Source organism: Albimonas sp. (genome assembly GCF_055129145.1).
The window spans coordinates 1-13,919 of the sequence record NZ_JBSRTQ010000181.1; the positions used below are offsets into that span (position 1 = coordinate 1).

Here is a 13,919-nt window from a genome sequence, read left to right on the forward strand (position 1 = left end):
CACGACGACGCCGGCGCACCGGCCGTCGCGGCGCCCCCCGCGCCAGCGGGGCCCGGCGCCGGCCTCGCGCCGAAGTGTCGCGGGCGGGTCTAGGCGTTCGCCCGTCGAGCCCCTACATTGGCCTCACATGCCGGAGGAGATGCCCGAATGTTTTTCATGCGCAAAGCCGACGACCTGCCGACCGCCGCCACCGCGTTGCCCGGTCGCCCCGACCCGATCCCCACCGCCGAGCTGCACCATGTGTCCGGCCGCCCGCTCCAGGGCCCGTTCCCCGAGGGGCTGGAGACCGCGGTCTTCGCCATGGGCTGCTTCTGGGGGGTGGAGCGGCGGTTCTGGAACCTCGAGGGCGTGTGGGTGACCGCCGTGGGCTACGTCGCCGGCATCACCCCGAACCCGACCTACCGCGAGACCTGCACCGGCCGCACCGGCCATACCGAAGCGGTGCTGGTGGTCTACGATCCCGCCGTGATCTCCTATGATCGCCTGCTCAAGGCGTTCTGGGAGGGGCACGACCCGACCCAGGGCATGCGCCAGGGCAACGACGTCGGCAGCCAGTACCGTTCGGGCGTCTATGTCTCGGGCGAGGCGCAGAAGGCGGCGGCCGAATCCTCGCGCGACGCCTATCAGGCCCGGCTGAAAGCGGCGGGCTACGGCAAGATCACCACCGAGATCCAGCCCGCCGGGCCGTTCTACTACGCCGAGGACTATCACCAGCAGTATCTGTCCAAAAACCCGGGCGGCTATTGCGGGGTCGACGGCACCGGGGTGACCTGCCCGATCGGCGTCGGGGCCTGACGGGCGTAGGGCGGGCGCGAGCCCACCGTTCCCGTCGCCCCCGCCGTGCCGCCACGCATGCCTCCCGTTCCGTAGGGCGGGCGCAAGCCCTTCGTCCTTCGGTGGGCGGGACGGGGAACGGCGGGCTCGCACCCGCCCTACGGGTCGTTGCGGGTCGGGTCCTTGCGGGGCGGGAGCATGCGCGGCGGGGCCGCCTCCGGCTTGACGCGACCGCCCGGGCGCCGCAATCCGGCCTCGCCCCAACGGAGACGCCGCCATGACCACCTGGACCGCCCTCACCACTCTCCCCGGCGAAGCCGCCGCCTATGCGCTGGGCGAGGACGTCGAGGGCCTGGACCTCGCCCCCTCCGCCCTCGCCGTGCTCGAGATCGAGGACGGGTCCGGCCTGTGGGAGGTCGGCGCCTATTACGAGGAGAAGCCCGACGAGATCGGCCTCATGCTCCTCGCCGCCGCGCACGGGGCCCGCCCCTTCGCGGTGTCGAAGCTCGACGAGAACGACTGGGTCGCCCAGGTCCGGCGCGAGCTGTCCCCCGTCCATGCCGGCCGCTTCATCGTCCATGGCGGGCATGACGCCCACCGCATTCCGCTCAACAAGATCGGGCTCGAGATCGAGGCCGCCATGGCCTTCGGCACCGGCCATCACGGCACCACCCGCGGCTGCCTGCTGGCGCTGGAGCGGCTGCTGAACGAGGGGCTGGTCAGCCGCCGCACGCTCGACGTCGGCTGCGGAACCGGCGTGCTCGGCATGGCCGCGGCCGCCGCGTGGCGGGCGCTGGTGGTGGCGACCGACATCGACCCGATCGCGGTGCGCACCGCGCGGGCCAACGCCAGGGCCAACGGCCTTTCCCCCTGGATGCGGATCGGGCGCGCCGACGGGCTGCGCGACCCGCTGATCCGCAATGGCGGGCCCTACGGCCTGGTCTTCGCCAACATCCTCGCGCGGCCCCTCAAGCGCCTCGCCCCCCAGATCGCCGAGGCCACCACCTCGGGCGGCTATGCGGTGCTGTCGGGTCTGCTGCACGAGCAGGCCAAGGGGGTGGAGGGCATGTTCCGCGGCCACGGCTACGCCCGGGTCGAGCGCATCCGGCTGGAAGGCTGGACCACCCTGCTGCTGGTCAAGGGCTGAGCCGGGGGGCGCGGGCGGCGGAAACCTCCGCCCCCCGCCCCTCCCTCCGAAAACGAAAAACGCCGCCCCCGCATCGCGGAGGCGGCGCCCGCCAGACCCGTCGGGTGGGCCGGATCGTCAGCGGCGCAGGCGGGCAGCCAGATCGTCCAGGTCGACGCCGTCGAGGCCGATATCGGCCAGCTGGGTGCGCGACAGCTTCGACAGCTCCCGCGAGGTGCGGCGGCGGGCGTTCCAGGCGCGGACGCCGGCGATGACGGACTCGACCGCGCAGATCGTCGCGTGGATCATGACGGCGCCACGGGGCAGGGCGGGGGCGTTGACGGTCGAGTTGGCCATGGTCGTATCCTAAGCGGTTTGGCGGCGTGTCGGGCGAGGGCCCGTTTCAGGCGAGACGGTTGCGGGCGGTGCGGTTTCGGGCGCATTTTCGGAGCGCGGCGGGGGCGTTTTCCTTGGCCTCCATCGCGTGCAGCCCGCATCTAGTGGGCGCCGCATCTTTGGGCAATCCCTGTTTTCGCATGGGACCCATGCGCGCCACGCATAGGGGAAAGCTGTTGATTTACAGATGGTTGTTCGATGTCGGAATCCGACTGCACGCCGTCGTATTCATCTCGCCCCCGTCATCGACCCGACATGTTCCGCCCCCGTTTCGCTGGCCAGATGTTCGCGTTTCGTGCTAGTTGTCTGAAAAACCTACGGAACGAGGCGGGCGCATGCGGATCATCGGGATCGACCCGGGACTGAGACGGACCGGCTGGGGCGTGATCGAGAGCGTTTCCGGCCGCATGAGCCATGTGGCGAACGGGGTCTGCGAATCGCAGGGCGACGACCTCGCCACGCGGCTGCTCAGCCTTTTCGACCAACTCACCGCCGTGGTGAAGGCGATGGGGCCGGAGGTGGCCTCGGTCGAGCATACCTTCGTCAACAAGGACGCCGCCGGCACGCTGAAGCTCGGCCAGGCCCGCGCCGTGGCGCTGCTGGTCCCGGCCCGCGCCGGCCTGCCGGTGGCCGAATACGCCCCCAACGCGGTCAAGAAGGCGGTGGTCGGCGTCGGCCATGCCGCGAAGAACCAGGTCGAGCACATGGTCCGCCTGCAGCTCCCCACCGCCGTCCTCGCCGGCCCCGACGCCACCGACGCGCTCGCCATCGCGCTCTGCCACGCCTTCCATTCCCGCGCCGGCGGACGACTGGAGGCGGCGCTGGCCAAGGCCGCCGCCGTGACCGCGAGGACTGTCCGATGAAGAGGATTGGGCGATGATCGGCAAGATCTCCGGCCGCATCGACTACATCGCCGAGGACCATGTGCTGATCGAGGCCGCGGGCGTCGGCTACATCGTCCACGCCTCGACCCGCACCCTCGCGGCCCTCCCCGGTCCCGGCGAATATGCGGCGCTCTACACCGAGATGGTGGTGCGCGAGGATCTGATGCAGCTCTATGGCTTTCCGACGCTGATCGAGAAGGAATGGCACCGGCTGCTGGTCTCGGTGCAGGGCGTCGGGCCGAAGCATGCGCTGGCGATGCTGGGGTTGCTGGGGACGGATGGGGTGGGCCGGGCCATCGGCCTCGGCGACGCGGGCGCGTTGCGTCGGGCGCCGGGGGTGGGTCCCAAGCTGGCGGAACGCATCGCGCTGGAGCTGCGCGCCAAAGCCCCGACGATGATGGCGATGGGGGCCCGCGGCGCTCAGGCCGCGATGGCCGGCGGCGATGCGCTGATCGACCCGGCCCCCGCCCCGGCCCTCGCGCCGAAAAAAACCCGCAAGGCCGCCCCCCCCACCGCCGCCCAGGCCGACGCCGCCGCCGCCGCCGCGGCGCAGGCCGACGCGCTCTCCGCCCTGATCAACCTCGGCTACAACGAGGGCCAGGCCGCCGCCGCGGTGATGGAGGCGGCGACCGAGGCCGCCGAAGCCGGCGCGGCCCCTGCGCCCGCCGCGCTGATCCGCGCCGCGCTGCGCACCCTCTCGCCCGTCCGCTGAGGCCCGCGCCATGCCCCCCGATCCCGACCGCCCCGCCGACCGCCCCGCCGACCGCCCCGCCGACCGCCCCGCCGACCGCATCGTCGAACGCGAGCCGCTTCCCGGCGACGAATCCGACCGCGCGCTGCGCCCCAAATCGCTCGACGATTTCGTGGGTCAGCCCGAGGCCCGCGCCAATCTGCGGGTCTTCATCGAAAGCGCCCGGATGCGGGGCGAGGCGATGGATCACACGCTGTTCCACGGCCCCCCGGGCCTGGGCAAAACCACCCTCGCCCAGATCGTGGCGCGCGAGCTGGGGGTGAATTTCCGGATGACCTCCGGCCCGGTGCTGGCCAAGGCCGGGGATCTCGCGGCGATCCTCACCAATCTCGATGCGCGCGACGTGCTCTTCATCGACGAGATCCACCGCATGAGCCCGGCGGTGGAGGAGATCCTCTACCCCGCGCTGGAGGATTTCGCGCTCGACCTCGTGATCGGCGAGGGGCCGGCGGCGCGCACCGTGCGCATCGACCTCCCCCCCTTCACCCTGGTCGGCGCGACCACCCGCCTCGGCCTGCTGACCACGCCCTTGCGCGACCGCTTCGGCATCCCGATCCGGCTGGAATTCTACGACATCCCCGATCTGGTGAAGATCGTCGAGCGCGGCGCCCGACTGATGAACGCCCCCGCCGCCCCGGACGGGGCGGAGGAGATCGCGCGGCGCGCCCGCGGCACGCCGCGCATCGCCGGGCGTCTGCTGCGCCGGGTGGTGGATTTCGCGGTGGTGGAGGGCGACGGCACGGTGACCCGCGCCATCGCCGACCGCGCCCTGACCCGGCTGGGAGTGGACGACATCGGCCTCGACGGCGGCGACCGGCGCTACCTGCGGCTGCTGGCGGACCACTACAACGGCGGCCCGGTGGGGATCGAGACCATCGCCGCCGCCCTGTCGGAGGCCCGCGACGCGCTGGAAGAAGTCATCGAGCCCTTCCTCCTGCAATCCGGCCTCATCCAGCGCACGCCACGGGGCCGCATGCTCGCCCCCCGCGCCTGGCGCCATCTCGGCCTCGAACTCCCGCGCCCGCCGGCGCCCGACTCCCGGCCCGGCGACCTCTTCGACGACGGCTGACCCGGCCTGGCCATTCGCCTCGCCCGCGCTCTTCGCGTCCGGGGAGATGGATCGCCCGAACGCCGCATCTGCGGCGCCCCGATGTCCCGCCCGAGCGCCCCGCCGGGTCAGGCGGAGCGGGGACCGGCATAGGCGGGGGCGGGAACCGGAGGGGAGATGTCGGCCGGGGGTTCGCCGAACACCTCACGGGTCGCGGCCTCAATGCGGGCCACGGCCTCCGCCTCCTTGCGGACCAGAGAGGCCGCCTCCTGCGCGATCCAGTCGCGATGCAGCGGCGTCACGTCCCGCTCCCGTCCCAGCTGGAACTGGTGGACGTTGGAATGGCCGTGGCGGAACGAGCATTCGCATGCGGCCAGATAGAATTCCCACATCCGCGCGAACCGCGGCGAAAGCTCGGCCTCGATCTCCGTCCGCTGCGCTTCGAACGCCTCGCGCCAGGCGTGCAGGGTGCGCGCGTAGTGCACGCGCCACACTTCGACGTCGAGCGTCCACAGCCCGGCTTTCTCCACCGCCGCGGCGCATTCCGACAGCGCCGGGGCGTAGCCTCCCGGGAAGATGTACTTGCGCAGAAACGGCCCGGCGGTGGCGGGCGGACCCTTGGTGCCGATGGAATGGATCAGGGCGACGCCGTCGTCGGTCAGGCGGTCATGCACCTGCCGGAAATAGGCCTGCAGGTGGCCGACGCCGACATGCTCCAGCATGCCCACCGAAACGATGCGGTCGAAGCGCTCGGTCACGTCGCGATAGTCGGTCAGCTCGAACCGCACGCGGTGGTCGAGCCCGGCGGCCTTCGCCCGGGCGCGGGCGACCTCGAGCTGCTCTCGCGCAAGGGTCACGCCCACCACCTCCGCATCGGTCACCGCGGCGAGATAAAGCGCCATGCCCCCCCAGCCGCAACCGATGTCGAGCACCTTGTAGCCCGGCCGCAGCCGCAGCTTGGCGGCGATGTGGCGCTTCTTGAGGATCTGGGCGTCGCGCAGCCTTTCGTCGCCGTTGTGGAAATAGGCGCAGGAATATTGCAGGTCGGGGTCGAGCCAGCGCCGGTAGAAACCGTTGCCCAGGTCGTAGTGATAGGCCGCGTTGCGCCGGGCGCGCCAGGCCGGGTTGAACTGGGCCGCGCGACGCATCGCCTGCTCGATCGCGTAGATCGCCGTCTGGGTCGGGGTCAGGTCGTAGGCATGGGCGTTGACGAACAGCAGCTCCAGCAGGTCATGCGCCGTGCCGCCCTCGCGCCCCGACAGCACCTCCAGCGTGCCGTCCATGAACGCCTCCGCCGCGCGCAGCTCGGGATTGAGGGCGATCTTCCAGTCGAGCGAAGGGTCCGTGATGCGGATGCCGACTTCGGGTCCGGGCGAGTCGCCCTGGAAAATCATCACGTCGCCCTGCGGGGTGACGAGGGTGAGCGCGCCCTTGCGGACGGCTCTCGAAATCAGGCGCGGAAGCAGGCGCATAACCCGACCCTTTCCCTATTCGCGTCTTGTCGGTCAGCATCTTCAAAAGAAGACATAGTACGTGGCAAGCCGAGTCCAACATTTCAGCGAACGGATTCGGCGGGAACCGTCGACGCCCGCCGCGCAAGGAGGGATCGCGTGAGAGCGCACAGCCTGACCGTCCGCGTCTATTACGAGGACACCGATCTCGCCGGGGTCGTCTACTACGCCAACTATCTGCGGTTTTATGAGCGCGGGCGCTCCGAGGCGCTGCGGGACCTCGGCGTCGATCAGGCGGCGATGAAGGCGGCGGGACTGGTGTTCGTGGTGCGGCGATTCTCGCTCGACTACCTTCTCCCGGCCCGCTTCGACGACATGCTCGAGATCCGGACCGAGATCGGGGCCCCGCGCGGCGCGTCGCTGGAGATGACCCAGGCGGTGCTCCGCGGGGGCGAGACCCTCAACCGCGCCACGGCGCTCATCGCCTGCATGAGCCCGGCGGGCCGCCCCTCCCGCCTTCCCGCCGGTCTGCGCGCGGCGCTGACGGCCGGCTGACGGGCGGACCGCCTTCCGCAGCGTCCGGCCCGCCCGACGCCCCCGCCCCCCTGCGGCGTCTTGAGCCACCCGCGCTTGGGCGCCGAATGGTCACAATGCCGCCGCCCTTCTGTTTCACCCGGCGCCCTTGCTGTAGGATGCGTCACCGGAGCGGGGCCCCAGGCAAGGGGGCGTCGGGGTGACGCGCCGGACATGACCCCGCCAGAAGACGGGGCGGTCGAGGCACGAGCGGGGAACGAGGCATGGACCCAGAGCAGGCGACGAGCGCGATCACGGCTGCGCAAGACTTGGATTTCTCACTGACCGCGCTGTTTCTGCGCGCGACGGTCACGGTGCAGATCGTGATGCTGCTGCTGATGGGGGCCTCGATCTGGTCCTGGGCGGTGGCGATCTCGAAAATCATCCGTTACGGCAAGGCCCGCAAGGACGCGGCCATGTTCGAAAACGCGTTCTGGTCGGGCCAGCCGCTGGACGAGCTGCATGAGCGGCTCGGCGACCGGCCGCGCTCGGCGCTCGAGCGCATCTTCGTGGCCGGCATGAACGAATGGCGCAAATCGCACGCGCCCGGCGGCAAGCTGATCGCGGGCGCGGACCAGCGCATCGGGCGGGTGATGTCGGTGGCCATCCAGCGCGAGGCCGAGTCGCTCGAATCGCGGCTCGGCGCGCTGGCGACCACCGGCTCCGTCGCGCCGTTCATCGGGCTCTTCGGCACGGTCTGGGGCATCAAGAACGCCTTCGAGAACATCGCCATGTCGCAGAACACCAACCTGGCCGTCGTGGCGCCCGGCATCGCCGAGGCGCTGCTCGCCACCGCGCTCGGCCTGCTCGCGGCGATTCCGGCGGTGGTGCTCTACAACCACCTCTCCGGCCAGGCCGACCGGCTGGTGGGGCGGATGGACAGCTTCTCGGATGAGTTCGGCGCCATCCTCGACCGCCAGATGCAGCGGCGGGAGGGCTGAGCCATGGGCGCCTCGATCCAGCCCCGCGGCGGCGGGGGCGGCCGCGGCCGTCGCGCCAAGCACCGGCCGATGGCCGAGATCAACGTCACGCCCTTCGTGGACGTGATGCTGGTGCTCTTGATCATCTTCATGGTCGCGGCGCCTCTCCTGACCACCGGAGTGCCGCTCGAACTGCCGCAGGCCACCGCAGACCCGCTGCCCCATCAGCAGGAGGAGCCGCTGACCGTGCAGCTTTCCGCCGACGGCAAGGCCTATGTGATGGACGTGGAGGTCCCCTCCGACGAGATCGCCGCGCGCCTCACCGCCATCGCGTCGGAGCGCAAGGGCGATCAGGTTTTCCTGCGCGCCGACCAGGGACTCGCCTATGGTCGGATCGTGGAGGTGATGGCGGCGCTGTCCTCGGGCGGCTTCCGTTCCATCTCGCTGGTCACCGACCCCAGCCCGAAGGCGCCGAAATGACCGCGCCCCGTCCCCTGCGCCGGCCCCCTCGGCCGGATGACGATTCCACCGAGGCCCGAAGCGGCCTGTGGGTCTCCGGAGGGATTCACGGGGCGCTGGTGCTGCTCGCCATCTTCGGGGGGCCCCTGTTCAAGAGCGACGAGGCGCAGGCGGTGCGCATCGCGGACGTGGACCTCATCTCGGGCGCGCAGTTCGACGCGATGATGTCGACTGCGCCGGAAGGGCCACGGGGCGAGAACGCGCCGCTGGTGGCCCCGAAGGAAGGGACCGACGCCCCCGCGCCCGAAGGCCTGAAATCCGACGCGCCCCCGGCCCGCTCGGCCGCCGCAGCGTCTTCCGCGCCGGTGCGCGACAAGGCCCCGGCGCGCCCGCAGGCGGCGGCCGACAAGCCGACCCCGCCCCCCGCGGCCAAGCCGATGAGGCCCGCGCCCAAGCCCGCGGCGCCGGTGGAGACGCCGTCCGGCGTCGCCTCGATGTCGCTGCCGCTGCCGACCGGGCCGGATCGCCCCGACGCACCGCAGCGCGACGCGCCGGTCACCCCCGACGCGAACGCCCCCCGTCAGGTGGACCGCGTGGCGCCGACGCCCGCGCCGAAATCCCCGGTGATCGCCGAGGCCGAGAAGGCGACGCCCGAAAGCCGGCCGTCGCTCGACCGCACGCCGACGCCGCCCAAGCCCAAGACCCAGGCCGCCGCCCCGAAGGAGGCCGCGTCCCAGATCGTGACCGAGGCCGACAAGCAGTCCACGGAGGACGTGCGCGCCCCCGTGGCGACCGCCGCCCCCGCCGGCCGCCCCGTGCCGCCGACCGAAGCGAAGCCCTCCGAGGAGAAGCCCGCCGAAGTCGCCGCCGCCGAGCCCGAGAAGAAGCCCGATCCCAAGCCGGCCGAGAAGCCCGCTGAAAAGCCGGCCGCCAAGCCTGCCGAGAAGGCCGCCGAGAAACCGGCCGACAAGCCCGCGGCGAAGCCGGACAAGAAGCCGGCCGAGAGCGGGAGCGGCTCCCCCTCGCCCAAGCAGGCCACCAGCGCCGCCCTCGGCCCGACCCTGACCTCCGGCCAGGTGGAGGGGGTGAAGCTCGGCCTTCAGCAGTACTGGAACAAGAGCCGGGTGCTCTCGGCCCCCAATTTCGAGGAGCTGAAGGTCACGCTGCGCATCACGCTGGATCGCTCCGGCAAGATCGTGGGCAAACCCGAATTCGTTTCGCCGCGCACGCCTCCCGACGCCCGCTGGAGGGTGGCCATGCAGGCCGCCGCCATCGCCGCCGAGCGCGCCGGTCAAAAGGGCTTCGACCTTCCCGTCGCTTCGTATGAGCGCTGGAAGGTGATCGAAGTCGTGTTCAATCCCGGACAAGGGGTATCGATGTGACAACCGCCCGCCGCCATTTCGGCGCCAGGCTGCGCGCAGCCGCAGGCGCCGTGGCGCTCGCCATGCTGGCGCTTCCCGTCGCGTGGGGAGGGCTCGCGCCCGCCGCCGCGCAGGAGCCGCTGCGAATCGAGATCACCGAAGGCGTGATCGAGCCGATGCCGGTCGCGCTGCCGGAGTTCGCCGCCGGCGCCTCCGCCCGTGCGCTCGCGCAGGAGGTGCGGGCGGTGATCGCCGCGGATCTCACCGGCTCGGGCCTGTTCCGGGTGATCGACACGAACGCCTATCTCGCCCCCGGCGGCGCGGTGGACGCGCGCCCGGCCTTCGAGAACTGGCGGGTGATCAACGCCGAGGCGCTGGGCGTCGGCGAACTGGGCTACGGGGACGACGGGCGGCTGTCCGCGCGCTTCCAGCTCTGGGACGTGTTCGGCGGCCAGCCGCTGGGCCAGGGCATCGCGCTGCGCGCCGCGCCGGGGGATGCGCGCCGCATCGCCCACAAGATCGCCGACCAGATCCATCTCGCCCTGACCGGCGAGCCCGGCTATTTCGACAGCCGCGTCGCCTTCGTGTCCGAAAGCGGGCCCAAGAACGCCCGTGTCAAGCGCATCGCGGTGATGGACCAGGACGGCGCGAATGTCCGCTACGTCACCGACGGGAAGACGCTGGCCCTGACCCCGCGCTTCTCGCCCACCGGCGAATCGCTGGTCTACATCTCCTGGGCGACCGGCGTGCCCAAGGTGGTGTTCCACGACCTGCGCACCCAGCGCTCCGAGGTGCTCGGCTCGTTCCCCTTCATGTCCTTCGCCCCGCATTTCTCGCCGGACGGCGGCCGGGTGGTCATGTCGCTGTCCGACGGCGGCAACACCGACCTGTTCGACATGACCCTGTCGAGCCGCACCCTGCGCCGGCTGACCTCGGGCCCGGCGATCGAGACCGGCCCCTCCTATTCCCCCGACGGCGCGCAGATCGTGTTCGAAAGCGACGCCGGCGGGACCCAGCAGCTTTACGTGATGCCCGCCGGCGGCGGCGCGGCGACCCGGATCAGCTTCGGCGACGGGCGCTACGGAACGCCGGTCTGGTCTCCGCGCGGAGACCTGATAGCCTTCACCAAGATGCTGGGCGGTCGCTTCCATATCGGCGTGATGCGCACGGATGGAAGCCAGGAGCGCCTGCTGACGGCGTCCTGGCTGGACGAGGCCCCGACCTGGGCCCCCAACGGCCGGGTCCTGATGTTCTTCCGCGAAGGCCCCGGCGCCAACAACGCGCCCGAGGTCTGGCGGGTGGACGCCACCGGACGGAACCTGCGCCGGGCGCCCACGCCCGGCCCGGCCTCCGATCCGTCATGGTCGGCGCTGCTTCCCTGACCGGGAGCGACCGCCAAGCCCTCGCGGCATCGCGCCGCGAGGCGGTTTCGCGGCGTCCTGCCGCGGGGATCTTTCGCGGCATGCCGCCGCGGGGATTGCATCCGGGCTCTGCGCGCCCGTAACACCACACCGTGCCGCGGATGTCCGCAGCGCATCACAGGATTGAGACATGAACCTGCTCCGCCCCCTCGCCTTCGGTCTGATGGCCCTCGGCCTCGCCGCCTGCTCCACCTCCAACCCCGACGCCGACGCCTCCGGCGCCTCGATGTCGGGTTCGGGTTCGCTCGACCCGAGCTCGGTCGCCTATTTCAACGCTCAGGTCGGCGACCGGGTGTTCTTCGGCACCGACGCCTCCACGCTGGATTCCGAATCCCAGTCCACCCTGCGCCGTCAGGCCCAGTGGCTGATCGCGAACCCCGCCCGCAACGCCGTGATCGAAGGTCACGCGGACGAGCGCGGCACCCGCGAGTACAACCTCGCGCTCGGCGCCCGTCGCGCGTCGGCCGTGCGCAACTTCCTGGTGGCCGAGGGCGTGCCCGCCGGTCGTCTCTCCTCCGTCACCTACGGCAAGGAGCGTCCGGAGGCCCTGTGCTCGGCCGAAAGCTGCTGGTCCCTCAACCGTCGCGGCGTGACCGTGATGGCCGACGGCCCGACGAGCTGATGATGGGCCTGCGGCGCATGTGGCGTCGTTCGTTCGGGGCGGGGGGCCTCGGACGGGCGGACGCGGAGGATCCGCGGGATGGCGAACGGGGCGCGCAGGCCCCGGCCGTTCACGACCGCAGCGTCGCGACCGCGGGCGGGAATTCTCCCGCCCGCGCCCTGGCCTTCGGGGGGGGGAGCGTCCTTGCGCTCGCCGCCCCGATGCTGGGTCCGGTCCTGGCCGGGCTCCTCGCCGTGTCCGTGGTCCCGGCGCCCGCCGCGGCCCAGAGCGGCGGGGCCCAGGCCGCCCAGGTCCAGCAGCTGGCCGAAGAGGTGCGTCGCCTCACCGGCCGGGTGCAGGAGCTGGAGGCCAAGCTCGACCGCATCGCCCGCGACGGGGGCGAGCGGATCAACGACCTCGACTATCGCCTGACCACGTCCGAGGGCGGAGACGCCGGCATGGTCGGCGATCCGGTGCCGCTGGGCGGGCTCGCCGCGGCGGCGTCGGGCGGACGCGCGCCGGTGGCGGTGTCCGAGAAGCTGACATTGGACGACGCCGAGAAGGCGCTGGCCGCCGACGATCCGACCACGGCCCGCGCCCTGGTCAGCCAGTTCCTCGACCAGAACCCCGACGGGCCGCTGACCCCGCGGGCGCGCTTCATCCTCGGCCGCTCGCTGTCGGAGCTGGGCGACACCCGCGCCGCGGCCCAGGTCTATCTCGGCTACGTGCAGGCCTGGCCGCAGGGCGACGACGCGCCCGAGGCGCTCCTGCGCCTCGGATCGGCGCTCGCCGCGCTGAACAAGGGCCAGGAGGCCTGCCTGACGCTGGCGGAAGTGGCCAAGCGCTATCCCGAGGCCACCGAAGCCGCGGGCGCCGCCGATGCCGAGCGCGCCCGCATCGGCTGCCGCTGATCCCCGCGCCCCGGCGCCCTGCGAAGGGCCGCCGGGGCCGGATGCGGTCGTGACCGGCGCTGCGCCGGACCACGGCATGTGCTGCCGCCTTCCCGCCGCGCCGCCCCCCACCCCCGAAGACGCCGCCATCGCCGTCGAAACGCGGGCGATGCTGCGCGCCCGGCTCGACCGCCTGTCTCCTGCGGCGCTGGGCGTCGCGGTGTCGGGCGGGGGCGACAGTCTGGCCCTGCTGCTGGTCGCCCGCGACTGGGCCGCCGCCACGCCGGGCAGGCGGCTCGAGGTCGCCACCGTCGACCACCGCCTGCGCGCCGGCGCCGCGGCCGAGGCCGAGGCCGTCGCCGCCCTCTGCGCCCGCGCCGGAATCCCCCACGCCACGCTGGTCTGGGAGGATCCCGCCCCCGGCCGCAACCTCGCCGCCGCCGCCCGCGACGCCCGCGCCGGGCTGCTCGCCGGCTGGGCACGCGACCGTGGCCTCGGCGCCGTCGCGCTCGGCCACACCCGCGACGACCAGGCCGAGACGCTGCTGATGCGCCTCGCCCGCGGCTCCGGCCTGGACGGGCTCTCGGCGATGCGCGAGGACGCGGCCCGCGGCGGCGTCCGCTGGATCCGCCCGGCGTTGGGGGTGGGGCGCGCGGCGCTGCGCGCGCTGCTGCGCGACGCGGGGCAGGGCTGGTTCGACGACCCCTCCAACGACGACCTCGCCCGCGACCGCATCCGCGCCCGGCAGGCGCTCGCCCTGCTGGCGCCGCTGGGCATCGGGGCCGAAGGGCTTGCCGCCACCGCCGCCCGCCTCGCCGCCGACGCCGACCATCTGGGGGCCGAGACCGCGGCCCTGACCGCCGAAATCCTGCGCATCGGGGGGGCGGGAGAGCTGATTCTCGACCGCGCCCGCCTCCGCCGCGCGCCCGCCGCACTGACCCGGCGCCTCCTCGCCCGCCTGATCCGCTTCGTCGGGGCCGCGGCGCATCCGCCCAGGGCGGCGGCGCTGGCCGGGCTCGAGGCCCGGCTGCGCGCCCCTGGCCCGATGCCCGGCCGCACGCTCGGCGGCTGCCAGATCTCGGCCGACGAGGCCCCGTTCCCGGTCATCCGCCTGCACCGCGAGCTCGCCGCCGCCCCGCCCCCGATCGCCGTCCCCGGCCCCTGGGACGCCCGCTGGCGCATCGATCCGGCCGGTTTTCCACCGGAAGCCGAGCTTGGCGCGCTGGGCGAGGCCGGCCTCGCCGCGCTGGCCCGCGCCGCCCGC

General features: G+C 72.7%; 15 protein-coding genes. 13 read left to right on the top strand and 2 right to left on the bottom strand.

Annotated features, from left to right (window positions below):
- Window positions 1-147 precede the first annotated feature (147 nt).
- Both msrA and ACTB72_RS19210 read left to right on the top strand, forming a co-directional pair.
- Window positions 148-795: a peptide-methionine (S)-S-oxide reductase MsrA gene (gene msrA, locus ACTB72_RS19205; RefSeq protein ID WP_463038625.1), complete on the top strand. Its 648-nt coding sequence runs from the start codon at window positions 148-150 to the stop codon at window positions 793-795.
- A 256-nt stretch (window positions 796-1,051) separates the two neighbouring features.
- The gene (locus ACTB72_RS19210) at window positions 1,052-1,921 is read left to right on the top strand and encodes a 50S ribosomal protein L11 methyltransferase (protein ID WP_463038626.1); all 870 of its coding nucleotides are present in this window, start codon (window positions 1,052-1,054) and stop codon (window positions 1,919-1,921) included.
- 117 nt (window positions 1,922-2,038) lie between these two features.
- On the opposite strand, the gene ACTB72_RS19215 is transcribed toward ACTB72_RS19210, so the two are convergent.
- On the bottom strand, window positions 2,039-2,257 hold the full coding sequence (locus ACTB72_RS19215; protein ID WP_463038627.1) for a DUF1127 domain-containing protein: 219 nt from the start codon (window positions 2,255-2,257) through the stop codon (window positions 2,039-2,041).
- A gap of 374 nt (window positions 2,258-2,631) precedes the next feature.
- Between ACTB72_RS19215 and ruvC the strand changes: the two genes are divergently transcribed.
- From ruvC to ruvB, 3 genes are read left to right on the top strand one after another with little or no spacing between them, the layout of a single operon-like run.
- Window positions 2,632-3,159 (top strand): crossover junction endodeoxyribonuclease RuvC, encoded by a 528-nt coding sequence (ruvC, locus tag ACTB72_RS19220; protein ID WP_463038628.1) that lies wholly within the window; start codon window positions 2,632-2,634, stop codon window positions 3,157-3,159.
- A 13-nt stretch (window positions 3,160-3,172) separates the two neighbouring features.
- Complete coding sequence (gene ruvA / locus ACTB72_RS19225; RefSeq protein WP_463038629.1) at window positions 3,173-3,892, top strand: Holliday junction branch migration protein RuvA; 720 nt, start codon at window positions 3,173-3,175, stop codon at window positions 3,890-3,892.
- 10 nt (window positions 3,893-3,902) lie between these two features.
- Complete coding sequence (ruvB, locus tag ACTB72_RS19230) at window positions 3,903-5,000, top strand: Holliday junction branch migration DNA helicase RuvB (RefSeq protein WP_463038630.1); 1,098 nt, start codon at window positions 3,903-3,905, stop codon at window positions 4,998-5,000.
- Window positions 5,001-5,107: 107 nt separating this feature from the next.
- Here the strand turns inward: ruvB and ACTB72_RS19235 are convergent, their stop codons facing one another.
- Window positions 5,108-6,451: a class I SAM-dependent methyltransferase gene (locus tag ACTB72_RS19235; RefSeq protein ID WP_463038631.1), complete on the bottom strand. Its 1,344-nt coding sequence runs from the start codon at window positions 6,449-6,451 to the stop codon at window positions 5,108-5,110.
- A 138-nt stretch (window positions 6,452-6,589) separates the two neighbouring features.
- Between ACTB72_RS19235 and ybgC the strand changes: the two genes are divergently transcribed.
- The 8 genes from ybgC to tilS all read left to right on the top strand — a co-directional run.
- Entirely contained in the window at window positions 6,590-6,985 is a 396-nt protein-coding gene (gene ybgC / locus ACTB72_RS19240) for a tol-pal system-associated acyl-CoA thioesterase (RefSeq protein WP_463038632.1), read from the top strand.
- Window positions 6,986-7,227: 242 nt separating this feature from the next.
- On the top strand, window positions 7,228-7,944 hold the full coding sequence (gene tolQ / locus ACTB72_RS19245) for a protein TolQ (RefSeq protein WP_463038633.1): 717 nt from the start codon (window positions 7,228-7,230) through the stop codon (window positions 7,942-7,944).
- 3 nt (window positions 7,945-7,947) lie between these two features.
- Window positions 7,948-8,403 (top strand): protein TolR, encoded by a 456-nt coding sequence (tolR, locus tag ACTB72_RS19250; protein ID WP_463038634.1) that lies wholly within the window; start codon window positions 7,948-7,950, stop codon window positions 8,401-8,403.
- Window positions 8,400-9,764 (top strand): hypothetical protein, encoded by a 1,365-nt coding sequence (locus ACTB72_RS19255; protein WP_463038635.1) that lies wholly within the window; start codon window positions 8,400-8,402, stop codon window positions 9,762-9,764. The genes tolR and ACTB72_RS19255 overlap by 4 nt, the downstream gene beginning before the upstream one ends.
- A gap of 62 nt (window positions 9,765-9,826) precedes the next feature.
- Entirely contained in the window at window positions 9,827-11,125 is a 1,299-nt protein-coding gene (gene tolB / locus ACTB72_RS19260; RefSeq protein ID WP_463038639.1) for a Tol-Pal system beta propeller repeat protein TolB, read from the top strand.
- Between the two features lie 169 nt (window positions 11,126-11,294).
- Window positions 11,295-11,786, top strand: coding sequence for a peptidoglycan-associated lipoprotein Pal (pal, locus tag ACTB72_RS19265; RefSeq protein WP_463038636.1), 492 nt, complete (start codon window positions 11,295-11,297; stop codon window positions 11,784-11,786).
- Window positions 11,787-11,986: 200 nt separating this feature from the next.
- Window positions 11,987-12,676 carry a tetratricopeptide repeat protein gene (locus ACTB72_RS19270; protein ID WP_463038637.1) on the top strand — a complete coding sequence of 230 codons (690 nt, stop codon included), beginning with the start codon at window positions 11,987-11,989 and terminating at the stop codon, window positions 12,674-12,676.
- Window positions 12,677-12,725: 49 nt separating this feature from the next.
- Window positions 12,726-13,919 (top strand): tRNA lysidine(34) synthetase TilS (gene tilS / locus ACTB72_RS19275; protein WP_463038638.1); only part of this gene is annotated, 1,194 nt, incomplete at its 3' end.